The sequence below is a fragment of the Gordonia sp. NPDC003950 genome, assembly GCF_053605205.1.
On sequence record NZ_JBSGIT010000002.1, the window covers coordinates 184,752 to 209,893 of the forward strand.

The 25,142-nt window shown below is 67.6% G+C and carries 21 protein-coding genes; 8 read left to right on the top strand and 13 right to left on the bottom strand.

What is annotated here, in order from left to right; translation table 11 throughout:
• The first annotated feature begins 130 nt into the window (after nucleotides 1-130).
• Together ACWETB_RS02565 and ACWETB_RS02570 are read left to right on the top strand one after the other, a co-directional pair.
• A complete protein-coding gene (locus ACWETB_RS02565) occupies nucleotides 131-1,396 on the top strand; it encodes a DUF222 domain-containing protein (RefSeq protein ID WP_452209074.1) in 1,266 nt (421 codons plus the stop codon).
• Between the two features lie 403 nt (nucleotides 1,397-1,799).
• A complete protein-coding gene (locus ACWETB_RS02570) occupies nucleotides 1,800-4,322 on the top strand; it encodes a LuxR C-terminal-related transcriptional regulator (protein WP_452209076.1) in 2,523 nt (840 codons plus the stop codon).
• Here the strand turns inward: ACWETB_RS02570 and ACWETB_RS02575 are convergent.
• The 4 genes from ACWETB_RS02575 to ACWETB_RS02590 are packed head-to-tail and all read right to left on the bottom strand — an operon-like array spanning nucleotide 4,268 to nucleotide 7,803.
• Nucleotides 4,268-4,972: a 3-oxoacid CoA-transferase subunit B gene (locus ACWETB_RS02575; protein WP_452209078.1), complete on the bottom strand. Its 705-nt coding sequence runs from the start codon at nucleotides 4,970-4,972 to the stop codon at nucleotides 4,268-4,270. The two genes, ACWETB_RS02570 and ACWETB_RS02575, sit on opposite strands and share 55 nt — an antisense overlap.
• A gap of 49 nt (nucleotides 4,973-5,021) precedes the next feature.
• Complete coding sequence (locus ACWETB_RS02580) at nucleotides 5,022-5,810, bottom strand: CoA transferase subunit A (RefSeq protein ID WP_452209080.1); 789 nt, start codon at nucleotides 5,808-5,810, stop codon at nucleotides 5,022-5,024.
• Nucleotides 5,807-6,583 carry a 3-oxoadipate enol-lactonase gene (pcaD, locus tag ACWETB_RS02585; RefSeq protein WP_452209082.1) on the bottom strand — a complete coding sequence of 259 codons (777 nt, stop codon included), beginning with the start codon at nucleotides 6,581-6,583 and terminating at the stop codon, nucleotides 5,807-5,809. Before pcaD ends, ACWETB_RS02580 begins: the two co-directional genes overlap by 4 nt.
• Entirely contained in the window at nucleotides 6,580-7,803 is a 1,224-nt protein-coding gene (locus ACWETB_RS02590; protein ID WP_452209084.1) for an acetyl-CoA C-acetyltransferase, read from the bottom strand. Before ACWETB_RS02590 ends, pcaD begins: the two co-directional genes overlap by 4 nt.
• Before the next feature lie 94 nt (nucleotides 7,804-7,897).
• On the opposite strand from ACWETB_RS02590, the gene ACWETB_RS02595 reads away from it, so the two are divergent.
• Nucleotides 7,898-8,785: a LysR family transcriptional regulator gene (locus ACWETB_RS02595; RefSeq protein ID WP_449741944.1), complete on the top strand. Its 888-nt coding sequence runs from the start codon at nucleotides 7,898-7,900 to the stop codon at nucleotides 8,783-8,785.
• Nucleotides 8,786-8,815: 30 nt separating this feature from the next.
• Here the strand turns inward: ACWETB_RS02595 and ACWETB_RS02600 are convergent, their stop codons facing one another.
• The 5 genes from ACWETB_RS02600 to ACWETB_RS02620 all read right to left on the bottom strand — a co-directional run bounded on the left by ACWETB_RS02600 (nucleotide 8,816) and on the right by ACWETB_RS02620 (nucleotide 14,196).
• The gene (locus ACWETB_RS02600; RefSeq protein ID WP_449741945.1) at nucleotides 8,816-10,381 is read right to left on the bottom strand and encodes an FAD-dependent oxidoreductase; all 1,566 of its coding nucleotides are present in this window, start codon (nucleotides 10,379-10,381) and stop codon (nucleotides 8,816-8,818) included.
• Nucleotides 10,378-11,361 carry an FAD:protein FMN transferase gene (locus ACWETB_RS02605; protein WP_452209087.1) on the bottom strand — a complete coding sequence of 328 codons (984 nt, stop codon included), beginning with the start codon at nucleotides 11,359-11,361 and terminating at the stop codon, nucleotides 10,378-10,380. Before ACWETB_RS02605 ends, ACWETB_RS02600 begins: the two co-directional genes overlap by 4 nt.
• On the bottom strand, nucleotides 11,324-11,836 hold the full coding sequence (locus ACWETB_RS02610; RefSeq protein WP_348810065.1) for an FMN-binding protein: 513 nt from the start codon (nucleotides 11,834-11,836) through the stop codon (nucleotides 11,324-11,326). Before ACWETB_RS02610 ends, ACWETB_RS02605 begins: the two co-directional genes overlap by 38 nt.
• Nucleotides 11,837-11,935: 99 nt before the next feature.
• Nucleotides 11,936-13,705, bottom strand: a complete 1,770-nt coding sequence (locus ACWETB_RS02615) for a VWA domain-containing protein (protein ID WP_452209089.1) — start codon at nucleotides 13,703-13,705, stop codon at nucleotides 11,936-11,938.
• A 53-nt stretch (nucleotides 13,706-13,758) separates the two neighbouring features.
• Nucleotides 13,759-14,196 (bottom strand): type II toxin-antitoxin system Rv0910 family toxin, encoded by a 438-nt coding sequence (locus ACWETB_RS02620; protein ID WP_449741947.1) that lies wholly within the window; start codon nucleotides 14,194-14,196, stop codon nucleotides 13,759-13,761.
• Here ACWETB_RS02620 and ACWETB_RS02625 point away from each other — a divergent pair.
• On the top strand, nucleotides 14,174-14,821 hold the full coding sequence (locus ACWETB_RS02625; RefSeq protein WP_348803133.1) for a DNA-3-methyladenine glycosylase: 648 nt from the start codon (nucleotides 14,174-14,176) through the stop codon (nucleotides 14,819-14,821). The genes ACWETB_RS02620 and ACWETB_RS02625 overlap by 23 nt on opposite strands.
• A gap of 5 nt (nucleotides 14,822-14,826) precedes the next feature.
• Here ACWETB_RS02625 and ACWETB_RS02630 read toward each other — a convergent pair whose 3' ends face one another.
• From ACWETB_RS02630 to ACWETB_RS02640, 3 genes are read right to left on the bottom strand one after another with little or no spacing between them, the layout of a single operon-like run.
• On the bottom strand, nucleotides 14,827-15,057 hold the full coding sequence (locus ACWETB_RS02630) for an antitoxin (RefSeq protein ID WP_449741948.1): 231 nt from the start codon (nucleotides 15,055-15,057) through the stop codon (nucleotides 14,827-14,829).
• 4 nt (nucleotides 15,058-15,061) lie between these two features.
• Complete coding sequence (locus tag ACWETB_RS02635; RefSeq protein ID WP_452209092.1) at nucleotides 15,062-17,608, bottom strand: HAD-IC family P-type ATPase; 2,547 nt, start codon at nucleotides 17,606-17,608, stop codon at nucleotides 15,062-15,064.
• Nucleotides 17,605-18,789 (bottom strand): MBL fold metallo-hydrolase, encoded by a 1,185-nt coding sequence (locus ACWETB_RS02640; RefSeq protein ID WP_449741950.1) that lies wholly within the window; start codon nucleotides 18,787-18,789, stop codon nucleotides 17,605-17,607. Before ACWETB_RS02640 ends, ACWETB_RS02635 begins: the two co-directional genes overlap by 4 nt.
• Nucleotides 18,790-18,941: 152 nt before the next feature.
• Between ACWETB_RS02640 and ACWETB_RS02645 the strand changes: the two genes are divergently transcribed.
• From ACWETB_RS02645 to ACWETB_RS02660, 4 genes are read left to right on the top strand one after another with little or no spacing between them, the layout of a single operon-like run.
• Nucleotides 18,942-19,556 carry a TetR/AcrR family transcriptional regulator gene (locus tag ACWETB_RS02645; protein ID WP_449742419.1) on the top strand — a complete coding sequence of 205 codons (615 nt, stop codon included), beginning with the start codon at nucleotides 18,942-18,944 and terminating at the stop codon, nucleotides 19,554-19,556.
• The gene (locus ACWETB_RS02650; protein WP_452209094.1) at nucleotides 19,540-20,808 is read left to right on the top strand and encodes an alanine racemase; all 1,269 of its coding nucleotides are present in this window, start codon (nucleotides 19,540-19,542) and stop codon (nucleotides 20,806-20,808) included. The genes ACWETB_RS02645 and ACWETB_RS02650 overlap by 17 nt, the downstream gene beginning before the upstream one ends.
• Complete coding sequence (locus tag ACWETB_RS02655; protein ID WP_452209096.1) at nucleotides 20,805-22,145, top strand: D-arabinono-1,4-lactone oxidase; 1,341 nt, start codon at nucleotides 20,805-20,807, stop codon at nucleotides 22,143-22,145. The genes ACWETB_RS02650 and ACWETB_RS02655 overlap by 4 nt, the downstream gene beginning before the upstream one ends.
• A 50-nt stretch (nucleotides 22,146-22,195) precedes the next feature.
• On the top strand, nucleotides 22,196-23,278 hold the full coding sequence (locus tag ACWETB_RS02660) for an XdhC family protein (RefSeq protein ID WP_452209098.1): 1,083 nt from the start codon (nucleotides 22,196-22,198) through the stop codon (nucleotides 23,276-23,278).
• Here the strand turns inward: ACWETB_RS02660 and ACWETB_RS02665 are convergent.
• Nucleotides 23,231-24,988, bottom strand: coding sequence for a purine-cytosine permease family protein (locus ACWETB_RS02665; RefSeq protein WP_452209215.1), 1,758 nt, complete (start codon nucleotides 24,986-24,988; stop codon nucleotides 23,231-23,233). The genes ACWETB_RS02660 and ACWETB_RS02665 overlap by 48 nt on opposite strands.
• Nucleotides 24,989-25,142: the final 154 nt, after the last annotated feature.

Genomic DNA, 25,142 nt, shown 5'->3' on the forward strand with positions numbered 1-25,142 from the left:
CATACCACACCCCACCGACAAGATAATCGCGCCGACAACACGTTATCCACAGACCAAAAGTTATGCACAGCAACAGGATTCGGAAAGCTGGCCCTTGCGCCGACCGCCAACGAGGCGTATTGTGGTGTACATGACATCGGGGGAACTTGACATCACCATCGACTTGTTGTCGGAACTCGACTTCACCACCGGCAGCCTCACCCACGAGGATGCAAAAAGTGCGCTGCACGCCATCCTGCTGATCCGCAATCTGGTCGATCACCACGCCAGTGTGCTTGTCGGACTCTGTGATCACCTGAAGGTCGCAGAGAAGGAGGGCCGCAGACTCCACGAGTTGTTGCACGAGTGGGGTGTCGCCCCGGCTTCCGCGTCCCGCATGATCCGACTGGGCACCACACCCGACATCGACCGCGTGCACCGCCACACCTCACTGGGCACACTGTCCGCCGAACACGCCGACGCCATCGTGAGAGGATTGACGCACATCGAGAAGCGATCTGGACAACCTGTCACCGCCGAAGAACGCGACGCACACAGCATTGCCCTGCTCGGGCATGCCACCGCCGGTTTCACCCCCGCCGAGATCCGTGACTACGCCAAGAGTCGCGGGAACCAGCAGGCCGACGACACCGACGGTTTACCGGCCGGCGAGGACCGTTCCATCAACACTCTGGACTTCCGGGATTCTGACGACGGACGCCTCACCGTCACCGGCAACCTGCATGCCGTGCTCGGTGAGAAGTTGAAGACCGCGATCGAAGTCCTGTCGGCGCCACGGCCCCAGCCCGACGGGTCCCGCGATCCGCGCACCGCAGGTCAGATGCGTGCCGACGCCCTGGAGAACATCCTCGACACCGCAGCCCGCGCCGCCAGAGGTGAGCATCGCGATGACGACGGACCACGTATGCCCACCGAACTGATCAACCTCACCATCCCCACCGGCACACCCTCCATGGCATCCCTGCAGTTCATGGGATCGGTCACCGAAGCCACCGCCCGCAAACTGTGCTGCGACGCCACCGTCGGCGTCATGATCGTCAGCAAAGACGAAGTACCCCTGTCGCTCGGACGCACCATCCGGTTGTTCAACCGGGCCCAACGACGAGCGTTGACGCACCGGGATAAGGGGTGCATCAAGTGCGGTGCACCCGCCTCACGCTGCCAGGCGCACCACATCGTGCATTGGATCGACGGCGGCGAAACCTGTTTGGAGAACGGCGCTTTGCTCTGCACAGCCTGTCATGACGATGTCCACCATAACGGATGGGACGTCGTCATGGGAGCCGACCACCACCCGTGGTTGATCCCACCGGAAAGTGTTGACCCACAACGCAGGTGGTTGCGGTCCTATCACCGCAGGACCATGACCTTGGATGGATTGCCGGGTGCGGCATGAGGATTCGAGTTCCAGCCTTACCTTGCGAGGTCTCCTTGCGTTGAGCTCCGTCGAAACGACACGGACTCCGCTAGCGCTCCGTCTGGCTCAACCAGCGGGCAAGGTGGCTCGACCACTGGAGTAAGGGCTCGACCAACGGGCAAAGGGGCTCGGCCAGCGGGGACGCGTCCCCATCGCCGGTTGCGGGGTAGCAACCAGCGACGTGACCCAGCAGCCCTGCCTCACCGATAGATAACAGACCAACCAACCCGCACCCGGCCTGCCGGGACCGCATCGGTACCTTGACAATTCCACAGTGACAACGGCCATGGGGTTCTCGAGCCGACGATGAGCAGCAAAGATGGAGGTGCTGCGGCAATCGGATCCGAACCCCACATTCCTCTCGAACGCCTACCATGGAGCGATGATCATCGAGGCCAGCTGCATCGGTCGCGATGACGAGATCGGCGAGATCCTGCAACGCACCGATGGCCTCACCGATCCGGCGTTTCTGGTGATCACCGGGCCGCCGGGCGTCGGCAAGAGCACCGTGCTCCGTCGCGTCGCCGCACGTGCCGAATCCGAGCATCTCCCCCTACGTGTTCTCGACGACGCCGACGGGATCGACTCCGATTCGATACGCGAACTCGGAACCGATACCGCCGGGAATCCACTGCTTGTCGTGATCGCGGTGACCACCCACACCCCGGCCACGATGGCACTGCTCGCCGATACGATCGCTCTCGACGGGCTGCCCCGTCACGCCATCGCAGAACTCGCAGCGTCACGCGGCATCGTCGTCCACCCCACAGTGCTCGAACGGCTCGCCGACCACACGGCCGGCAACGCGCGAGACGTCATCGCCCTGTTCGGAGAGCTACCCAACAGCGCGTGGTCGCGGGCCGATCTGGCACTGCCTGCCCCGCGTTATATCGTCGACGAAGTCCGGACCAGGCTGCGGCAGATCCCAGCTGCCGGCGTAGAACTCATTCAGGCAATCTGCATCCTGGATGACGGTGACTCCCTGGGAACAGCAATCGAATTGGCGCACATCGACGATGCCATGGCCGCTCTCGATGATGCACTGAACAGCGGCCTGATTCAGACAACTGTCGCACTGACACCCGCCGACGCCCGACCCCGGCCGACCAATCCACTCATCCACACGGCGGTGCTGCAGGTCATGGGCATTCGGCGCGTCGGTGAGATGCACAGTCGCGCAGCCGACCTCATCGAGGACCCGGTCCGCAGTCTCGGACATCGCGTGGCGGCATCCCCTGTCCCCGACGCCGAACTCGCCGACCAACTCGACGCCCTTGCCAGAACCCGCGCCGCCGACGGCGAATGGGCCGCGGCGGCCGACCTGTACCGGCAGGCCGGCCGCCTCACCTCCGACCGACTGCAGAGCGAACTACGGACCACCCTGTCGGTGGACGCGTTGCTCGCAGCCGGTGACTGCGTCGGCGCGGCCGCCCTCGTCCCGACCGTGGAGAGCCTCCGTGAAACCGCGCTGCGCGACGCCACCCTCGCCTACCTCGCAATCCTGCGTGGTCGTTCCGCCGAGGCCGCCCTCCGACTCGAACGTGCCTGGGGCATCGTCAACTTCGAACGCGAACCCGACGTCGCCGCACTCATCGCGCAACGCTACGTCCTGCACAATCTGGTGCGCTGCCGCGGCGATGAACTCGTCGCCTGGGCCGACCGCGCAATCGCGATGGCCGGCGACACCTCGTCGGCGGGTATCGAAGCCGCCGCCATCCGCGGTCTCGGACAGGCGTGGTCCGGTGATCCGGGCGGCGCACTCGCCTCCTACACCGAACTCGCCGAGCGCGTCCGATTCGGTCCGCAGGCGCAGCGCGTCACCATGGGGCGTGGGTGGCTGGAACTGGGCATTGATGAGATCGGCGCGGCGCGCAGTAGCCTCGAAACAGCGGTCTCCATGGCCCAACTCGGCGGTTCCAACCGCATCTCCCTCTGGGCACTCGGATGGCTCGCCCGCGTTCAGTTCCTCACCGGCGACTGGGATTCGGCGCTCGTCACCGTCGATCAGGGACGCGAACTCGCCCGCAAGGGTGGCATCGAAGTCGCCACGCCACTGCTCAACTGGACTGCCGCACACATCCACTCGATGCGAGGCGATCGGGAACGCGCCGAATTCCACATCACCGCGGCAACATTGCCCGCCGGAGACTACGAGATCATGCGCATCCCACTCCTGTTGGCCCGCGCACACGTCGCCGAGGCGGACGCCGACTACGGCCGGGTGATTCGCATCCTCGAACCGCTTCGACGGATGGCGGACACGACACCGGCACTGGTGGAGCCCGGCTGGTGGCCGTGGGTGGATGTGCTGGCCAACGCCCTGGTCATCGACGGACAACTCGACGCCGCCGACGCACTTCTGCGTCCATTCGAGGAACTCGCCGCGCAACGCAAACACCGGTCCGCAGCCGCGCGAATCGGCTACGCGCGTGGGCGATACCTCGGCGCCACCGGCGACATCCATGCCGCGCGGCGCGCCTTCGACGAGTCGCTCGAACTGCTCGACGGACTCCCACTCCGATACGACCTCGCCCGGGTCAACTTCGCCTACGGGCAGACACTACGCCGCGCCGGAAAACGTCGTGCCGCCGACACGGTGATGGCCACCGGCCGCGAGATATTCCAATCTCTGGGTGCCACAACCTATGTCGACAGGTGTGATCGCGAACTGAAGGCCGGCGGCCTCAGCACTACCCGCAGCGCCACCACCCGAACCGACAACGACGCGACAGATCTCACCCCGCAGGAGGAGGCGGTCACCCCGCTGGTCGCCCGCGGACTGTCGAACCGAGAGGTGGCCGCCGAACTCTACATCTCCCCGAAGACGGTGCAGTACCACCTCACCCGGATCTACGCCAAGCTCGGACTGCGATCCCGCGCCGAGCTGGCCGCCTCGCGGTCCTGACCGCCGAGCCCCTCGGCGGTCCGATCAACCACCGGCGCACCGGTTTTCGATTCGACCGTGGCGAAGTCCACACCCGGGGCGAGTTCGACGACGTCGAATCCCGTTCCGGTGACGTCGAACACGCCGAGGTCGGTGATCACACGACTGACCACCGACCGCCCGGTCAGCGGCAACGAGCATTCGGCGACCAGCTTTGGATCACCCTTCTTGCTCACATGCTCCATCAGCACGATCACCTGACCGGCACCGTTGACCAGATCCATCGCGCCGCCGATACCCTTGACCATCGCGCCGGGCACCATCCAGTTCGCCAGGTCGCCACCCGCCGACACCTGCATCCCGCCCAGGACGGCGACGTCGACGTGACCACCACGGATCATGGAAAAGCTGGTGGCCGAATCGAAGTATGACGCGCCGGGGAGCACCGACACCGTCTGCTTGCCGGCGTTGATGAGGTCCGGATCGACCTCATCGTCGTACGGGAACGGACCCACACCGAGGATGCCGTTCTCGGCGTGCAGCACGATGTCGGAATCGTCGGGCATGTGATCGGGAATGAGTGTCGGCAGGCCGATACCCAGGTTGACGTAGTCGCCGGGCCGCAGTTCGCGCGACGCGCGGGCGGCCATCTCGTTGCGGGTCCAGGTCATGGTGTCCTCCTCGAACGTGGTGATGGATCGTGGGTGATCGGCGGCGCACTCAGACGAGCGCAGCGGCCTCGTCCGGCCGCTGTCGGATGGTGCGGTGCTCGATCCCCTTGTCGGAGGCCTGCTCCGGGGTGAGCTCGACGACCCGCTTGACGAAGATCCCGGGCAGGTGGATCTGATCGGGACCCAGTTCACCGACCTCGACGACCTTCTCCGCCTCGACGATGGTGACCCGTCCCGACATTGCGGCCGGCGGATTGAAGTTGCGGGCGGCGGCATGGAAGCAGCAGTTGCCCGCCTTGTCGACGACGGCGGCACGCACCAACGCGAAGTCGGTGACGATGGACTCCTCGAGCACCATCTCCTGACCGTGGAAGGTCCGCACCTCCTTGGGCGGCGACGCGAGCGCGACGGAACCGTCGGCGTGATACCGCCACGGCAGCCCACCCTCGGCGACCAGGGTTCCGACCCCGGTCGGTGTGAAGAACGCACCGATGCCACTGCCACCGGCACGCATCCGCTCGGCGAGCGTCCCCTGCGGGGTGAGTTCGACGGTCACCTCACCCGCGAGGAACTGCCGGCCGAATTCCTTGTTCTCCCCGATGTAGGAGGCGATCACCTTGTCGATTCGCCGGGCCTCCAAGAGAAGTCCGAGTCCGGCACCGTCGGCGCCGCAGTTGTTGGAGACAATGGTGAGCTGTCCGGCACCCTGCGCGAGCAGTGCGTCGATGAGGAACTTCGGGATACCCGACAATCCGAAGCCGCCGACGGCAATGCTTGCGCCCGAAGGGATGTCGACGACCGCGTCGGCGGCCGATGCGGCTACTTTGTCGAGGCTCATGAGTACTCCAGGTGTTCAATGAGGGCGGGGGTGATGATGTCGGGCTGTTCGGCATTGGCCAGGTGGGCGGCGTCGTCGACGACGAGCAGCTTCGCGTCCGGAACGGAATCGGCGAGGGCGGCCAGCATCTCCGGCGGGGTGGCCGGGTCGTCGGCACCGGCGATGGCCAGGGTCGCCGCGGTGATGGCGGAGATGTCGGCCCGCTGATCCATCGCGGCGATGGCCTCGCAGCATCCGGCGTAACCCTCGCCGGGGGTTGCGGCGATCATCTCCCGGAAATGATCCAACCGATCCGAGTTCGCATCGTCGGCAAGGAATCCGGGGCTGAACCAGCGCGTCAGCACGGCGTCGGCCACCGCACCGGAACCGCCGGCGCGAACGGTGGCGGCGCGGTCTGTCCACCCCGTTGCCGGCGGGAGATACGCTGCGGTGCACAGCAATCCGATTCGGTTGACCCGGTCCGGGTTGCGTACGGCCAGTCGCATGGCGGTCATCCCGCCGAGCGACAGCCCGACCACGTGAGCAGAGGCGACACCGAGGCGATCGAGCAGGGCGACCACGTCGTCGGCGAGGTCGTCGATCGAGTAGGGTCCGGCCGGCACCGGCGAGGCGCCATGTCCGCGGGTGTCGTAGCGAACGACCCGAAAGTGCTTCTCCAACTCCGGAAGCTGCGCGTCCCACATGCGATGGTCGGACCCCAGCGAATTCGACAGCACCACCACGGGGGCGTCGTCGCGACCGCTGACGTAGGCGGCGACCTCGACGGCGCTCATCGGATCACCTCGAATACTGCGGCCAGCCCCTGCCCGCCGCCGATGCACATGGTCTCGAGGACGTGGCGGGCGTCGCGGCGCCGCGCCTCGTAGGCGGCGGTGGCCAGGATGCGGCCGCCGGTGGCGCCGATCGGGTGACCGAGCGAGATCCCGGATCCGTTGGGGTTGAGGCGTTCGTCGGTGGGATCGACCTTCCATTCGGCGAGCACGGCGAGCACCTGTGCGGCGAAGGCCTCGTTGAGTTCGATGAGGTCGATCTCATCGAGGGTCAGTCCGGCGCGACCGAGGGCGGCGGCGGTGGCGCCGACCGGGCCGATGCCCATCTCCTCGGGTGCGCAGCCGGTGACCGCCCACGACTTGAGTGCGAGAAGTGGTGTCAAACCGGCCTTCTCGGCCGCGGCTCGGGTGGCAACGACACACATGGCGGCGCCGTCGTTCTGTCCGGACGCATTGCCGGCGGTGACGGTGGACTCGGGGTCGAGGCGCCCGCGGATGGGTCGGAGCTTGGTCATCGATTCGATGCTCGCGTCGACGCGGGGATGCTCGTCCCGGTCGACGACGGTGTCGGGCTTGCCACGCCGACCGGGAATGGTGACGGGCACGATCTCGTCGTCGAAACGTCCGGCCTGCTGGGCGGCGACGGCACGCTGATGCGACTGCACCGCGAGCTCATCCTGTTCGGCCCGGCTGATCGAGTACTTCCGACGCAGGTTCTCGGCGGTCTCGATCATGCCACCGGCGATCGGGTGGGAGGTGCCGCCGGCGGTGAGCCGACCACGGTCGAGACGATCCATCAGCTCCACCCCGCCCTGGCGCACCCCGGTGCGCAGGCCGAGCGCATAGTGTTCGACGTTCGACATCGATTCGGCGCCACCGGCGATGACGAGATCCGCGCCACCCGAGGCGATCTGCGAGGCGCCGTTGAGTACGGCCTGCAGGCCCGATCCGCAGCGTCGGTCGACCTGCATTCCCGGGACCCCGATGCCGAGGCCGGCGTCGAGGGCGGCGATCCGTCCGATGGCCGGGGATTCGCCGTTGGAGTATCCCTGTCCGAGGATGACGTCGTCGACGTCGCCCTCGCCGAGGCCGGTGCGGCCGACCAGTTCACGCAGCAATGTGGTGGCGAGGTCGGTGACCGTCAGCGCGGCCAGCGAACCACCCATGCGACCCACCGGGGTGCGCAACGGCGAACAAATGACGACATCGGTGCCTGAACTCATACCTCGACGTTATGACCCGCATCTCATATTGGGAAGTATCCATTTCACAGGCATTGATATGCACAGAGTCTCAATGAGGGTATTCTTGCAGCTCATGGAGCTTCGTCACCTGCGCTACTTCCGTGCCGTCGCGGAGGAACTGCACTTCGGGCGCGCCGCCGCACGGCTGCACATCGCACAGCCCCCGCTGTCGCAGCAGATCCGCCGGCTCGAGGACGAGCTCGGGGTGGACCTGCTCATCCGTTCCACCCGCCGGGTGGAACTGACCCCGGCCGGCGCGGCCTACCTTCCCCGGGTGGTCGCGATCCTCGAGGCCGTCGACGCGGCCGGTGATCAGGCCCGTCGCGTCGCCGACGGCCTCGAGGGCCATCTGACCATCGGTTGCGTGGGGTCGGCGACGTACTCGCTGCTCCCACGTCTCGTCCGTGCACTGCGCGACGAACTCCCCGGCGTCGAGGTCAGCGTGCGCGGCGAGATGCTGGCGCCGGATCTGCTCACCGCGTTGCGCGACGCGCGCATCGACCTCGCGCTGCTCCGTCCGCCGATCACCGAGCCGGACATGGTGATCGAGCCGATCCGCTCCGATCGCCTGATCGTCGCACTCCCCGACAGCCATCGGCTCGCCGACCGCGATGCGCTCACCCTCGCCGACCTTGCCGACGATGACCTCATCGCACATGCCGGGCACGGCCGGTCGGTGATGAACTCGGTGATCGCGGGGCTCTTCGCCGACGCCGGCATCGTGCCGCGCATCCGGCACGAGGTGGCCGAGACCTCGACGCTGGTCACCCTGGTCGCCGCCGGGCTGGGCGTGGCCATCGTGCCCGCACCGACCGCCGCTCTCGACATCGCCGGTGCCCGCTACGCCGACCTCGTCCCGCACGCCGCCATCGATCTGGTGGCCGCCCGGGCCGATGCCGACTCACCGATCGTCGATCAGGTGCTCACGGTGCTGCATCGCATTGCGCCACAACCGGAGTGAATCGCATCGCCGTTCTCCGCATCCGGAAACTCAGTACCCCAGAAAGGCATCGGTGTGGATGCGCCAGAGCTTCCACCGCGTCGACGGGTCGGCGCGCCGGATGGCGGCCGCGGTGCGGTCGACGAACTGGGGATTGCCCGACAGGAGATAGTGCGCGTCGCCCGACGACAACGCCGGTCCGACGAGATCGGCCAGACGCCCCGGCTCGGTGATCCCCGTCGTCAGCTCCACCGCGGGTGAGACCTCCACCCTTGCACCGGCCGCGCGGATGACGGCGAGGTCGTCGTCGTAGACGGATCGTTCGGCGACGCTGACGACGTGGATGACGGTCAGCCACGACAGATCCCGGGCCTCGCCCGCGGTCAGGCTCCGCAGCATCGCCCGATACGGCGTGATACCGATACCGGAGGCCAGCAACACCGTCGGGTGGGCACCGAGCCGGCGTGGGAGCACGAAATCACCGCCGGTGGCGTCGAGGTGGAGCCGACCGCCGCCGGCCTCGATGAGCTCCGACTTGAACGACGACATCGACGTGGAGGCCACCGTGAAGGCGAACTCGCCCGGGTTCTCCCCCGGCGCCGAGGCGTAGGAGAACACCCGGCGCGTGCGGTGCCACAGTGGCGCCGACCAGCGCGGGGCACTGAGCATCGCCCACTGGCCGGGCCGGAACGCCAACGGCGACGACGCCTGTGCGCGTACCCGGTAGGTGTTCGCCGCGATCGGCTCGACGGTGGTGTCCAGGCGCACCCGCCCCGCACCACGCTGGGCGAGCAGCCGCACCACGAAGGCATAGACGCAGCCCACCGCGAGCGCGATCTGCGGCACGAACTCCAGGGTGTAGGAGTCGGTGATCTCGAAGGTCTGCTGCCAATTCATCAGGACCGCAACGATGATCGCGCACACTGCGCGATGGATTCGGGTGGTCGGCGCGGTGAGCGGCTCGGGCAACATGATCGCGGCGAGGAACAGGGTCGGTGCGGAGACGAACACGAACTGCAGGTCCTGACCGCCCTGCGTCGCCTCCAGCACCCCGACGGTGGCCAGCGTCGCCACCAGGAAAACCCCGACGAGCCACCATTCGCGGAGCACTGTCACCAGCATCGCTCCGATGATCACCATCGGCCAGAACAGCGGTTCGGCGGCGATCCACCAGAACGGTGAACTCAGCGGCACCCCACCGAGACTCGCGCCCGTGTAGGCGACGGCGTAAGACACCACGGCCCCGGCGACCGCCGGGTTGATGATCAGCCGCCGTCGCCAGACGAGGACGTACTTGCTGATCGCGGCCGCCGCCGCGGCTATCACCACCGACACCGCGGACGCGGTGTCGGTGACCCCGGGCATCAGGAAGAACAGGATGAGCCCGGTGATCGCCCACGAATCCGCGTTCGGCGGCACGCGCACGATGGCCGCACACAGGTAGGTCACCACTCCGCTGACCACCAGCGAGATCATCAGCGTCGACGCCAGTTCTGGTGGCGTATAGGCGAAGTCGTCGTCGACGGCTCCGACGACGAACGCCGCGGCGGCCAGGGCGAGCAAGGCCAGCAGCACCGCACGGTGCACCGTGAGCCATCGGGGCGTCAGGCGGGTCACAGGTAGAGCTCCAATCCGGGGATCATGGTGTGGTCGACGGTTCCGTTGCTGCGAATGGTCACGTGCTGCGGGATGTGGGTGGGGATGTCATTGCGCTCCAACCGGAATCCCGCGATATCGCTGCCCACGCTGAGCGTGGCAGCGGCCGGAACAGGGATGGCCGGCCCGCCGCAACCCACCAATCGCCGTGCCGCGGTGAAGAACAGCGCCGTGGCCAGGCCGTCGGCGGTCATCGCATCCGGGCCGTAGACCCAGGTGGCGAGCACATCGTCGACGGGCCGGGCGGTACGGGGATCGACGATGTGGTGCCAGTCCGCCCACGTCCGACGATTCGACGCCGAACCGCACAGCGCACCACCGGACAATGCGACCACACCGATCGCCTTGGTCGGGTCGAGGGGATGCTCGAGGGCGATCCGCACCGGTTCGTCGCGCGGCGAGATCACCATGTCCCCGCCGGCGTCGACGATGTAGCGATCGAGCTCGTCGGCGACGATGGCCGCCACCCGGTCCACCGCGAATCCCTTGCCGGCCGCGCCGACGTCCACCACGGCGGGAGTGAGAACGTCGAGATATGTTCCATTCCAACCGATCACGTCATCCCACTCCGGAGCCGCGGACACCGTCGCCGCCGGGGTGAGGGAGTACTGCGCGTCGTATCCGGCATCGTCGAGGATCTGCCCGACCAGCGGGGTCACCGAGCCCCCGGTGACCGTGTAGAGCTCCCGATAGAAGTCCAGCAGCGCCCGGTCCTCGGCGGCGACGGCGTATCGGCCGGGTGTCCGCGCCATCTCGGCAACGGTGGAGTCGGCGCGGAACCGTGACCAGTACCGGTCGATGCGGTCGAGTTCGGCGACGACGAGGTCGCGGCGGTGGGCGTCGAGGGGAACGTCGGTGGTGATCTCCCAGCGGGTTCCGAGCGCCTCGAACGCCCACTCGCACTCAGCCGGCGGCTTGGGTCTTGATCTGGGCGATGGCATCGTTGAAGCCACCCGAGGTGAGCGACGATCCGGAAACCTTGCTGACGTCGAGGTCGTCGATGTTCTTGCCGACCACCTCGGCGTCGATCCCGCTGGCGAACTTCTGCTGGAATTCCGCGGAGGTACCCCGGGTCTGACTGCGATCGAGCTCGACGGCGGTGATCGTGGAATCGTCGAGGGTGACCGTCACGCCGATCTGCTGCTCACCACCGGGAGTGGTGTAGTGACCGGTGGCGGTGTAGGTGCCGTTGCGATACTCCCCCGTTGTGGCGCCCGGGTCCGATGCGGTGCCCGATGCGCCCGCCGCCTCCGAGGCCGCCGCGCCGGTGGTGGTGGTGTCGGAGGCGGAGCTGTCGTCACTGCCGCAGGCGGCCGTCGCCAGTCCGACGGCGGCGACCGCGGCCACCACGCCCGCCGCGCGGGTCATGGTGAGGATCTCATCTTTGCGGACCATGGTCCGGATTGCTGGGGTCATGGCTCCCCATTTTGGAGAAAACGGACCCGCTTCGCCTCCCCCGAGGAGATATTTTTAGCTGATCCTAAGAAAGCTCGCAGCAATCTCCCCGGCCCGGCCTCACCGTCCGGCCGCCTCCACCCGCGCGGCGATGGCGTTGACGAAGACCGACCTGATGTCGTCCGCGGTGGTCGCCACATAGGTGGTACCCCCGGTGGCGTCGGCGATCTGCTTGAGCGCGTCGGTGTCGGCGTCGTCGCTGATGGCGATGGTCAGGATCAGCACCGGCCGGGCCGGGTCCTCGAGCTCCTTGAGCTGCGAGAGCAAGTCGTCGAGGCTGATGCTGTCGCGGTCGTCGTTCTGTCCGTCGGTCATGATGATGACGCTGTTGGAGTAGTTCGGGTCGTAGGTGTCCTGGACCTGCTTGAACGCGGCGAGCGTGGTGTCGTACAGGCCGGTGCCGCCGCCGAGGTTGTCCGGCGCCAGACCCGCCTTCACCGCGGCGGCGAGCACGTCACGGTGCGTGCGTCCGTTGTCGGCGGGGGCGTCGAGCCGTTTGATGGCCGCGAGCTGTTCCCAGTCCTGGCCGTCGGGTCCACGGTCGACCGAGAACGCCCACCCACCGATCATGGCGTTATTCGGGAAGAGGGTGAGCCCGGTCAGCGACGCCTCGGTGAGCAACTCGGCCCGCGTCGAGGAACCGGATCCGGCCGATTCCTCCATCGAGCCGGACACGTCCTGGACGACGAGTGTCCGGATCGGCACGCCGAGCACCTGCCATTGCCGCAGCGCCTTGTCGACGGCGGCCGGGTCACGCAGCGTCAGCACCGTCACCGGCTGACCGGTGCCGTACGGGTGTTCCCCGGGCGCAGCCCGTCCGCCCGGCTCACGGAAACCGGCCTGAGCCAACGGTTCCCCGGCGCTTCCGGCGATCGCCGACGCCAACTCCTTGCCCGCGGCGTCGGCCGCGGCACCGCGTGCGGTGGGGGCGATGTTGACCAGCGGGTAGTCGAGGAGGACGGTGCCGTCGGACGGGATCGCGAATTTCAGGTCCGACCCCTGATGCGTCCGCATGAACAGAATGTACTGCTGTTCGGTGGTCACCACCGGCACGTCGGAGGTGTTCGCGAGGTTCAGTCGCATACCCTCGCTGTCGTTGACCGTGCGAAAATTGTTCTGCTGCACCGCCAATGTGGTCATGGCGTTGACCAGTTCCGGTTGGGTCAGCTTGCCGGCATCCACCTCGGCGAGGGCCCCGACGATCGGCGCGTCACCCGTGCTGGTGACGATCGGGCTGCCGGTGCGCAGATCCGGCAGCGTCATCACCTGCTGCCAGCCGGTCAGCTCCGGGAGTTTCTTGCCGACGACGACCGTCGGGGTGGACACCAGCGACTCGGAGGTCAGGTTCAGATCCTGGCGCACCTGCGTGGACACCCGGCGGGCCTGGGTCTGCGAATCCGGCACCCACAGGTCGGGGCGTTGATCACCACTGGTCAGCACACCCGGGGCGTCGGCACCGGACACCGCGTTGACGGTGTAGTCGTAGCAGCCCTGCGCCGAGACCGTGGCGGCGGCTTCCCGCAGCGAGGCGGCGATCGTCGGATCCGCGGCGACCGTGACACGTTGCCGGTCATCGCATTCCGACGAGCCGACGGTGCGCCAGATGATCACACCCGCCACCAGCGCCGCGATCACCACGAGCGCACCCAGCCCCCACAGCCATGCGCCCCGATGGGAGGACTTCACCTCACGATGGTCGAAGCCGAACGAGTCGCCCGGCTTCGCCGCAGGGGTCGGCCCGGTGACGGGAGGCGGATCGACCCGCCGGCGAGGACCGGTCGAGTTCTCACCCGAATCGGAGTCAGCGGATTCCGAACTGTGCCGGCCCATACGTCATATCCCCCTGAGGATGTGGAAATCGCCCGCTGAGTGTAGCGGGACGCTCAGGCGAACACCTCGCGGAATCGGTCCAGTGACTTGTGCAGATCACCGGACACCGCCATCGCGGTGGCCTTGCCTATCGGGCCCAGCAACGGCAGCCCACCGAGTTCGACGGTGAAGGTGATGGTCGACCCCGTCGCAGTCGAGGCGATCGCGAGGTCGAGGGTGGACTTCACCCCGCCCTTGCCGGAACCCTTGAGCCGCACCTCCTTGCCCTCGACGAACCGGTCGATCACCCAGTCGAAACGCACCCGCGTGCCCTTGACCTTGACGACGGAGCTCACCGCGGTGCCCTTGCGCAGTTCGTGCGGGGCAGGCAGGGCGCTGCGCCAGCCGTCGTGCAGGATCAGCCACTCGTCGAACCGCGACAGGTCCGACGCGGCGATCCAGGTATCCTCCGGTGACAGCTCGACCTCGATGGAGTCACTCGTTTTGGCCATGGTGCGAAAGCCTACTGGAGAGTCAGTCCGAGGCGATCACGTGCACCCGGGCCTCACCCTCACCACGGCGCCGGTCGACGTCGTCGCGATGTCCTTGCTGGATGCGCTGCTGGTCGGTCACGGTGTCACCGTCCGGATCACCGAGGTCGAGGCGTATGCGGGACCACGGGATCCGGCGTCACACGCGTACGTGCGGACTCCCCGATCGGAGATCATGTATGGGCCGGCCGGACGGCTGTATGTCTACCGCATCCACGGTCATCACTGCGCGAATGTGGTGACCGGCCCTGACGGGGAGGCGTCGGCCGTGCTCGTGCGCGCGGGAGAGGTGATCGCCGGGTTCGACGTGGCGCGGGAACGTCGGGGTGGCGTCGCCGATGCCGCCCTGGCCCGCGGGCCGGGCAATCTGGCCCGCGCACTGGGTATCACCGCCGCCGACCTCGGTGCCGATCTGGGTGGCCCGGAGCCGGTCGCGCTGCGGTTTCCTGCGCAGCCGGTCTCCGCGGCGCGGCTGCACAGCGGACCCCGTGTGGGGGTCCGCCGCGCCGCCGATGTCGCGTGGCGATTCTGGATCGCCGACGATCCGACGGTGTCGGCCTATCGCCGACATCCGCGGGCGCAGTGAGCGGGCTACTTCGGCTGCTCGCCCGAGGTGTTCGGATCGGCAGGCTTCGGGGCATCGGCAGGCTTGGGGGCATCCGGGGCGCCGACGGCCTTGCGGGCGGCGTCCTGCGCCTTGTCGACTTGCGATGCGTACTTTCCGCCGGTCGCCTTGTCAATGGCGTCGCCACCCTTGTCGATCAGGCTCGGGTTTCCCCTGAGTGCGGCCTTGGCCTTGTCGACCAGTCCCTTGAGATCCATCAGATCACTCCTTGATCGTCGAGTCGTGCACGGCGGCCACCGAGTGTAGGTCGTGATGGTGTCCGCCGCCATCGGACACGATGATTCGGGGCATGACCCGCGACACGATCTCCACGCAGACGATGCCGACCGCCGCGGCGATGAACGCCACACTGTTCATCTGCCAGTTCGAGGAGTCGAGTTTGAACATGGTCTGCGTCCACGGCCAGGCGAAGATGATCACGTAGGCGCCCACCGACACCGCGAGCAGCAGCAGCTTCCACCAGGTATAGGGGCGCGCGACGACGGCCAGCACGTAGAGCGCGACCGCGATGAGACAGATCAACGTCGCGGTGGCGGCCTGGGTCTGCGCCGGAGGGAGATCGACGCCGTCACCGCCCAGCGTCACGCCCTTACCGCCGGGATTGACGATCACGTAGGTGATGAAGGCACACAGCCCAACGATAATGCCGTTCGGAACCGCTTGCCGCAAAACACGTTTGACGAAACCGGTGCGGGCCCGCTCGTTGTTGGGGGCGAGCGAGAGGATGAACGCGGGAATGCCGATGGTGAACCACGCCGAGATGGTGACGTGGATGGGCTGGAACGGATAGCTGAGCGAATCGAAGCCGAAGATCTTGCCGGCCAGTCCGGCGACGCCGACGAACAAGGCGAGCAGCACCGCGTACACCGTCTTGGTGAGGAACAGGTTGGAGACCCGCTCGATGTTGCCGATCACCCGGCGACCCTCACCCACCACGTAGGGCAGGGTGGCGAACTTGTTGTCCAGCAACACGATCTGTGCCACTGACCGGGCCGCCGAGCTACCCGATCCCATCGCCACCCCGATGTCGGCATCCTTGAGCGCGAGGACGTCGTTGACGCCGTCACCGGTCATCGCCACGGTGTCGTCACGCGACTGCAGCGCGGCGACCATCGCCCGCTTCTGGTCGGGGCGCACCCGCCCGAAGATCACCCCGTTCTCGACGACGTCGGCCAGCGCGTCGATGTCGGTGGGCAGGGTCCGCGCGTCGACGGCGGCGTCCGGTGATCCGAGGCCGAGGGACTGGGCAACGGCTCCCACCGAACGGGCATTGTCGCCGGAGATGACCTTGACGTCGACGTGCTGGGAGGCGAAGTAGTCGAGGGTGTCGCGGGCGTCGTCGCGCACCCGCTGTTCGAGGACCACCAGCGCCGTCGGGACCAGGGTGCCCGGGACGTTCGCGCCGTCGGCGGGGGTGGTGTCGACGGGGACGTCGGTGTGGCCGAGCAGCAGCACCCGCAGTCCCGACTCACCGATCTCGGAGGCCTGCCGGGCCGGGGCACTGTCGGGATCGAGCAGCACGTCGGGGGCACCGAGAATCCAGTTGCCCCGATCGGCGCCGGTGGCGTCGACGAACGACATCCCGCTCCACTTCTTGGCGGAGGTGAACGGTTCGATCGCACTCAGCTGCCAGTCGGGTGCGCTGGGGTAGGCCTCGGCGAGCGCCGCCACGCTGGCGTTGGGACTGCGGTCGGTGGCGGCCAGCGCTGCGAGCACCTGCTCGGCGCGGGAGGTGTCCGAAGCCTCCTCGTCGGCATTGTCGGCGTCATCCGGCAGTCCCCGCACCTCCGACAGCCGCATCCCGTTCTCGGTGAGGGTGCCGGTCTTGTCCGCGCAGACCACGTTGACGCGGGCCAGACCCTCGATCGCGGGGAGTTCGTTGACCAGGCATTGGCGTCGGCCCAGTCGCACCACGCCGACCGCGAAGGCGATGGAGGTCATCAGCACCAGACCCTCGGGCACCATCGGGACGAGCGCGGCCACCATGCCGAGAAGCGAGGCCCGCCAACCATTCTGGCTGATGAACACCTGATTGACGATGGTCAGGATGCCGGCCGGGATCAGCAGCCAGGTGATCACCTTGAGGATCTGGTCGATGCCGGATCGCAGTTCGGAGGACACCAAGGTGAACTTCGACGCCTCCGCGGCGAGTTGCGCGGCGTACGCGTCGGCGCCCACCTTGGTGGCCCGGTAGGCACCGGACCCGGAGACGACGAAACTGCCGGAGAGGATCTTGTCGCCGGGCGACTTGTCGATCGCGTCGGCCTCACCGGTGAGCAGGGATTCGTCGACGTCGAGGGCGAGGGATTCGACCACCTCACCGTCGACGACGATCTGATCACCCGCGCCGACCTCGATGATGTCGTCGAGCACCACCTCACCGGGAACGAGTTCGGCGACCACCCCGTCGCGGCGCACCTTCGGGTGGGTCTGCCCGACGATGGCGAGACGGTCGAGGGTGCGTTTGGCGCGGATCTCCTGGATGATGCCGATTCCGCTGTTGGCGACGATGAGCAGCCCGAACAGTCCGTTGATGAACGAGCCGGTGGCCGCGACGAGGGCGAACAGCACCCCGAGGATCGCGTTGATGCGGGTGAACACGTTGGCGCGGACGATGTCGCCGACGCTGCGGCCGGATCGGTCCGGCATGGTGTTGACCTGACCGGCCGCGACGCGCTGGGCGACCTCGTCGGCGGACAGCCCACCGATGTGCGCCCGGTCGCCGGGCGCGGTTTTCGTCGGCTTCACGCGGAGCGCTCCCACCACTGCGGGTCGGTGAGTCCGGTGCCCTGGCGGTGGGTCAGATCGATCGAGCCACCCGGCTGGGGCACCATCACCGTCGTCGCGTTCCGGCCGGCGGCGGGCAGCAGCCGCACGATCGGGTCGGCCCACGCATGCCGGGCGAGGGAGAAGGTTCCCCAGTGGATCGGCAACATCACCGCGTCGGCGCCGGCCGATCCGGACACCATCCGGTGGATGGCGACGGCCTCCTCGGGATCGACGTGCACGTCCGGCCACAACGGATCGTAGGCACCGACGGCGATCAGGGTGAGATCGAAGGGACCGAGCCGGTCGCCGAGGTCGGCGAACCGTTCGGTGAAGCCGGTGTCGCCGGAGAAGAAGACGCGGTGGGTGGGTCCGACGATCGCCCAACTCGCCCACTGGGTGAGGTCGCGGGTGAACATGCGGCCGGAGAAATGCCGAGCCGGTCCGCAGACGAAACGCACCGTGGTGCCGGTGCGGCCGGTCAGGGTGACGGAGCCCCACAGGTCGGCCTGCCGGATACGGTCGTGGGAGATGCCCCAGGCGTGCAAGTGCGCGGCCACCCCGAGCGGCGCGACGAACACCGCGTCGGGCTGTGCGGCGGCGATCCCGACGACGGTGGCCATGTCGAGGTGGTCGTAATGGTCGTGACTGATCAGGACAACGTCGAGGGCGGGCAGATCCGCGACGGTGACCGGAGACGGGTGCATGCGGGCCGGTCCGACCGCCTGGCTCGGCGAGCACCGCTTGGAGAACACCGGATCTGTGAGGACACGCATGCCGTCGACCTCGACGAGGACCGAGGCATGTCCGAGCCAGGTCGCGGCCAGCGTCCGCGGTTCGTCGGCGAAGACCGGTCGCTCGACCCGGATCTCGGCTCCGGGGCGACCCGGTCGGCGGGCCATATCGACCATCGACCTCCAATCCGGCGCCACTCCCGCGGTCGGCGGTTCGAGGTTGGTGAAGGCGGTGCCGTTGAAGTTGGGTGAGGCGACCACCAGGGGCCGGATACTGTCCGGATCGGCACCGATGGCGCGGGCCGAGGCAAAACCGGCCGACGCGAGCCCACCGACGGCGGCACCGACCGCACGGACACCGAGAGCACCAGCGGAGCTCACCGCTCGTCCGAGCGCGTCCGCCGGAATCCATTCGATGGGCGTCGTCACGAGAACCAGCGTAGGACATCTCCTCGTGCGGTCCCCTGAAGGCGACACACCGAGGCGCCCGAGGCCCCCGCTTGCTAATATTCTGGCCTGCACTCACCGACGATCCCGCCGGTACGCATGCGAGCAAGGAAGCGAACACCACGTTGGCACGGATGTCGGTGACCGAGCGGCGCGCAGCGCTCGTCGAGGCCGCCTATCGCGTGATCGCCGACCACGGCGTCGAGGGTGCGACGACCCGCCGGATCTGCGCACACGCCGACATGCCGTTGGCGAGTTTCCACTACGCCTTCGAGTCCCGCACCGCACTGTTGTGCGCGGTGATGGAGACCGCGGTCCCCACCGACATCGGCCAGATGTTGCGGATCATCCAGTCCACCGGTGACGTCGGCAGCGGGTCGACGCTCGCGTTGATGGAAACCACCATGCGCGCCCAGCTCGACGCGTTCTACTCGATGCTCAAGGCCGACCCTGGTCGCCTGCAGGCGACCATCTCGCTGGGGATCTACGCGCACAATCACCCCGAACTGCAACGCGACGGCAAACGGATGTACGAAACCCTGTACGCGGTCGCCGCCGAGGGGCTCGCCCATTCCGCGCGGCAGGCGGGAATCCGCTGGTCCCACCCCACCAGTGAGATCGCCCCGGTGATGGTCGGGTCGCTCATCTCGATCACCCTCATCTACCTGAGCACCGCCGACGATGCCGTCGTCGGCACCCTGATGGACTACCTGGTGCGACAGACAATGGCCTATGCCGTCGCCGACTGAGATGGGTCCGGAGCAGCCCGGGTTGTGGCGGCGTGATCCGGCCGCCTACTGGGAGGGTTTCTCCGGCGCTGTCGACGCCGCCGGCCTCGACAGCCCGGTGATCGCGATCGACGTCGCGGCCCTCGAACACAATGTGGCCGATCTGCTGCGCCGCGCCGGTGGTGTCCCGATCCGGTTGGCGAGCAAGTCGCTGCGGGTCCGGTCGGTCATCGCCGACATCGTCGGTCGCCCCGGATTCGCCGGCGTCCTCGCCTACGACATCGACGAAGCACGGTGGCTGGCAACCGAATCCGGGATCGATGACGTCCTGATGGGATATCCGACGCTGCGCCGGGAAGCCCTCGCGGGATTCCTCGCCGACGACGTCGCCACCACGCGGGTCACCGTCCTGGTCGACTCGGTGTCACACCTCGACGCGATCGACGCCGTCGCCGCACCCGGCACCCGGCCCCCGGTGCGGGTGGCCGTCGACCTCGACGCGTCGCTGCGACTGGGCCGACGCATCCACATCGGGGTGCGCCGCTCGCCGATTCATGACCTCGACGAGGCACTGGCCCTCGGTCGTCACATCGCCGAGCGGCCCGGCTTCGATCTGGTCGGGGTGATGTCGTACGAGGCGCAGGTCGCCGGTGTGGGCAATGCGGTCGACGGCAAACCCCTCACAAATCGGATCGTCCGGGCGATGCAGCGGGCGTCGATGGCCGAGATCCGGCGTCGCCGTGGCCGGGTCGTCGCCGCGCTGCGCGACGTCGCCGACCTGGAGATCGTCAATGCCGGCGGCACCGGATCGTTGGAGGCCACCGCACGCGATCAGTCGATCACCGACATCGCTGCCGGCAGTGGGGTGTTCGGCGGGCATCTGTTTGACACCTACCGGCATTTTCATCCGGCGCCGGCGATGGCCTTCGGCCTCGACGTCGTGCGGGTCCCCGCCCCCGGCTTCGTGACATGTGCCGGGGGTGGCTGGATCGCCTCCGGCCCGCCCGGTCCGGACCGTCTGCCCCGGCCGGTGTGGCCCACCGCACTGGAGTACGTGGGCACCGAAGCGGCCGGCGAGGTGCAGACCCCGCTGCACGGACCCGGCACCTCGGCACTGACCATCGGTGATCGGGTCTGGTTCCGGCACACCAAGTCCGGCGAGATCTGCGAACGATCTGCCCGGGTCGCGATGATCACCCGAGACGCATCGGGCACCGCCACCGTCGACGCCGTGGTCCCCACCTACCGCGGAGAAGGGAAGTGCTTTCTGTGACGAGGTCGGATACGCGCGGCTCTGCACACGCTCCCGCCACCTGGCGCAACTGGGGCGGCACCGTGGAGTGCGTGCCGTCGTCGGTGCAGCGACCCACCGGCGTCGATGAGGTCGCCGCGCTCGTCGCCCGCGCCGCCGATGAGGGCTCGACGGTGAAAGCCGTTGGCGCCGGGCACAGTTTCTCGCCGGTGGCGCTTGCCCCCGGTATGCAGCTGGACATGTCGGGGATGCGTGGGCTCGTCGCCGTCGACACCGAGACCCGCCGGGTGACCCTGCGGGCCGGAACCCATCTGCACGAGCTCCACGGGCTCCTCGCCGATCACGGACTGGCGATGGCCAACCTCGGCGACGTGGACCGCCAGACCATTTCCGGGGCGACCTCCACCGGTACGCACGGAACCGGCGGCCGCTTCGGCGGGATCAGCACTCAGATCGTCTCCGCCACACTGGTTGCCGGCAGCGGTGAGGTGATCACGGTCGATGCCGCGGATCCCGAACTGGGCGCCGTCGCCCTCGGCCTGGGCGCGCTGGGCATCGTCGTCGAACTCACCCTGCAGTGCGTCCCCGCCTTCTCCATCCGCGCGCAGGAGTATCCCCTCGATGTCGACGACGCGATCGACGGTTTCCTCGATCGTGTTGCCTCCCAGGATCATCACGAGTTCTACTGGTTTCCGCACACCCGCTGCACGCTGGCCAAGAGCAACACCCGACTCCACGGGCAGGTCGAACGATCCGGCGCCGGGTCGATGCGTCGGTACATCGACGACGAACTGTTGTCCAACGGCGCATTTCGGGTGATGTGCGCCATGGGTGCGCGGGTGCCCGCGGTGGTACCGACCCTGAGCCAGGTGTCCGGGCGGGTGCTGTCGGCGCGCACCTTCACCGACCGCAGCGACAAGGTGTTCATCTCCTCACGCACGGTCCGGTTCCGCGAGATGGAGTACGCCCTGCCTCTCGAGGCGGTCCCGGATGCGCTGCGGGAGGTGCGGACGATGATCGAGCGCACCGGATATCGGGTCAGTTTCCCCATCGAGGTGCGCGCGGCCGCCGCCGATGACCTGATGCTGTCCACGGCGTCGGGGCGGGCGAGCGGCTACATCGCGGTGCACCGCTATCACGGCGACGACGCGGCCGACTCGGCGGCGTACTTCGCCGACGTGGAGGCCATCATGGTCGCCCACGGCGGTCGGCCGCACTGGGGCAAGATGCACACCCGCGACGCGGGGTATCTGCGGTCGGTATATCCCCGATTCGATGAATTCATCGCCGTGCGAGAGCGATTCGACCCGCTTCGGGTGTTCACCAATCCGTATCTCGAGCGGGTTCTGGGCGGCTGAGTTCGGTCGCCGAACTGGCGAAGCCGCGAGGGCACGCTCAGACTGGACGCATGCGTGATGTCCTGCCCACCCTGATCGAGCGCCTCGAGCACTCACCGGTAGCGCTGGCACGGGTGGTCGCGACCACCGGTTCGGCACCCCGCCTGGCCGGCACGGCCATGGTCGTCACCGCCGACGACGAGGTCATCGGGTCGCTGTCGGGAGGGTGTGTGGAATCGGCGGTCATCGAATCGGCGGCGGACGTGCTGAGCACCGGATGCGCGGTCGTCGAACGATTCGGATACGCCGACCCCGACGGCATCGCCGTCGGCCTGACCTGCGGCGGCGAGGTCGAGGTGTTCATCGAACGACTCGATGGTGATCGCCTCGACGACCTGCGCCGAATCCGTGCCGCCGCCGACGCCGGGGCCCCACTGGCCTGGGCCACAACGCTGACCGCCACACCCCGTTGGCATCTGGCGTCCCGCCCGGGACAGGGCCCATGGCTGCGCCTGGATCACGACGTCGACGACCTGCTGGCCACCGGGCGCAGCGGCATCATCGGCGTCGACGACTGCGATGACCCGGGCCAGGCCGGCTCCCGGCCACGCACCTTTGTGCAGACCTTCGCACCGCCGGCGCGGCTGATCCTGGTGGGCGCCAACGACTTCGTCCGTGCACTCAGTGCGCTGGGTGCCGACCTCGGCTACCACGTGACGGTCGTCGATGCGCGCGCCGTCTTCGCCACCGCCGCACGGTTTCCCGCGGCCCACGAGGTGGTGATCGAGTGGCCGGACCGGTACCTGTCGGCCCAGATCGCTCACGGCGGCGTCGATGAGAGCACCGTGGTGTGCGTGATGACCCACGAGGCGAAGTTCGACGTGCCCACGCTGCGCGTGGCGCTGGGTTCGGACATCGGGTTCGTCGGTGCGCTCGGCTCCCGCCGGACCGTCGCCGACCGCACCACCCGCCTGCGGCAGGCGGGCGTGACGGCAGAACAGTTGGGACGCTTACGGTCCCCACTCGGACTCGACCTCGGCGGGCACACGCCCACCGAGGTCGCGGTCTCGATCGCCGCGCAACTCATCGCCGCACGGCATGACGCCTCAGGCGTCGCTCTTGTCCGCCGTCGTGGACCCATCCACCGACGGTGAATCGGTGTCGACGGAGATATCGGAGGTCATCGTCGACGAATCCTGAGCCGGCAGAACGTGTTTGCCGCTCTTGTCGCACGACAGTGCCAGCGAGGAGATGTACTGCTTCTCCCCGTTCGGTCCCGGAACCGCGGATGCGATCATGTCGGGACGCTCGAATTCGATTCCGGTGACGCAGCACAGCAGACGCTCGTCGGTCGGGTTGCCGTGCTCGTCGTACATCGGGATGTCGATGCCGTCGTCGGTGCGGCGCAGGTAGTACTTGCCCTTGGTGGCCACCGCCAGGATCGGCGGGAGCACCAGCGCGAGGATCAACGCGACCAGCGGTGAGTACGGCTGAATGCTGTCACCGAAGGCGTGGAAGTACACCAGGATCGACGCACCGGCCGCCACGATGACCGACACGAAACCGACCGGGTTGATGTTGTAGAGCATGCCGCGGCGGAACTCCGGCTCCTTCGGCGAGATCTTCAGCAGGTACTTGTTGATGGCGATGTCGGAGGCGACGGCCACGATCCAGGCGATACCGCAGTTGGCGTAGAAGTTCAGCAGCTCGTTAAGGAAGCTGAACATGTCGGCCTCCATCAGCACGATCGCGATGGCGACGTTGAAGATCAGGAAGACCAAGCGGCCCGGGTAGGTCTTGGTGACACGGGTGAAGCTGTTGGTCCAGGCCAGCGAGCCGGAATAGGCGTTGGTCACGTTGATCTTGACCTGACTGATGACCACCAGGATGACGGCCAGGGTCAGCGCCAGCCAGTAGGGCATGAAGTCGTCGTAGATCGCCAGGAACTGATGCACCGGCTCGTTGGCGACGCCGGCCTGCTCGGCGAAATGCATGATGATGTAGACGGCCAGGAACAGACCGACGACCTGCTTGATGGCACCGAAGAACACCCAACCGGGGCCGGCGGTCAGCACCGCGGTCCACCACTTGCGCTTGTTCTCCGGGGTCCTCGGTGGCATGAAACGCAGGTAGTCGATCTGCTCGGCGATCTGCGCGATCAACGACAGACACACACCGGCGGCCAGCATGGTGCCGGCAAACGAGACACCGTGTCCGGCCTGATTGTTCGCATCGGTACCACCACTGAAGGCCAGGAACTGCCCGACGGCCTCGGGGTGGCTGATCACCAGGTACAGGAACGGGGCGACCATCATGATCAGCCACAGCGGGGTGGTCCACACCTGCAGCTTGGCCAGGGTGTTCATGCCGTAGATGACCAGCGGAATGATCAGCACCGACGATGCGAGATAGCCCAGCCACAACGGGATGTGCAGGCCGAGTTTGAGGCCCTGGGCCATGATCGAACCCTCGAGCGCGAAGAAGATGAACGTGAACGACGCGAAGATCACGTTGGTCAGCACCGAACCGTAGTAGCCGAAGCCGCTGCCGCGGGTGATCAGGTCGAGGTCGATGTTGTAGCGCGCGGCGTAGTAGGCCAGCGGATAGCCGGTGAGCACGATCACTACGGCGAAGAACAGGATGCCCCACAACGCATTTCCGGTGCCGTTGGCGATACCGATGTTGGCGCCGATGGCGAAGTCGGCGAGATAGGCGATACCGCCGAGTGCGGAGATCGCGACCACGCCCGGGCCCCATTTGCGGTAGCTGCGGGGCGCGAAACGCAGGGTGTAGTCCTCCAGGGACTCGCGAGCGGCCGCGGCGGCGGCACCGGTGGCGATGATGCCGTGCTCGGCGTTCTCGATCTCACCGATCTCGGCGGTGAACTCCTCGACGCCGTGGTGATGGTGGGGTTCTGGGGACACACGTACTCCTTGGTGGACGGACGCCCAATCGGACATGGATTCCGCCAACCTAGGGTGGCCATGTTTCTCCCAGCGATCACTCACGTATCGGTCG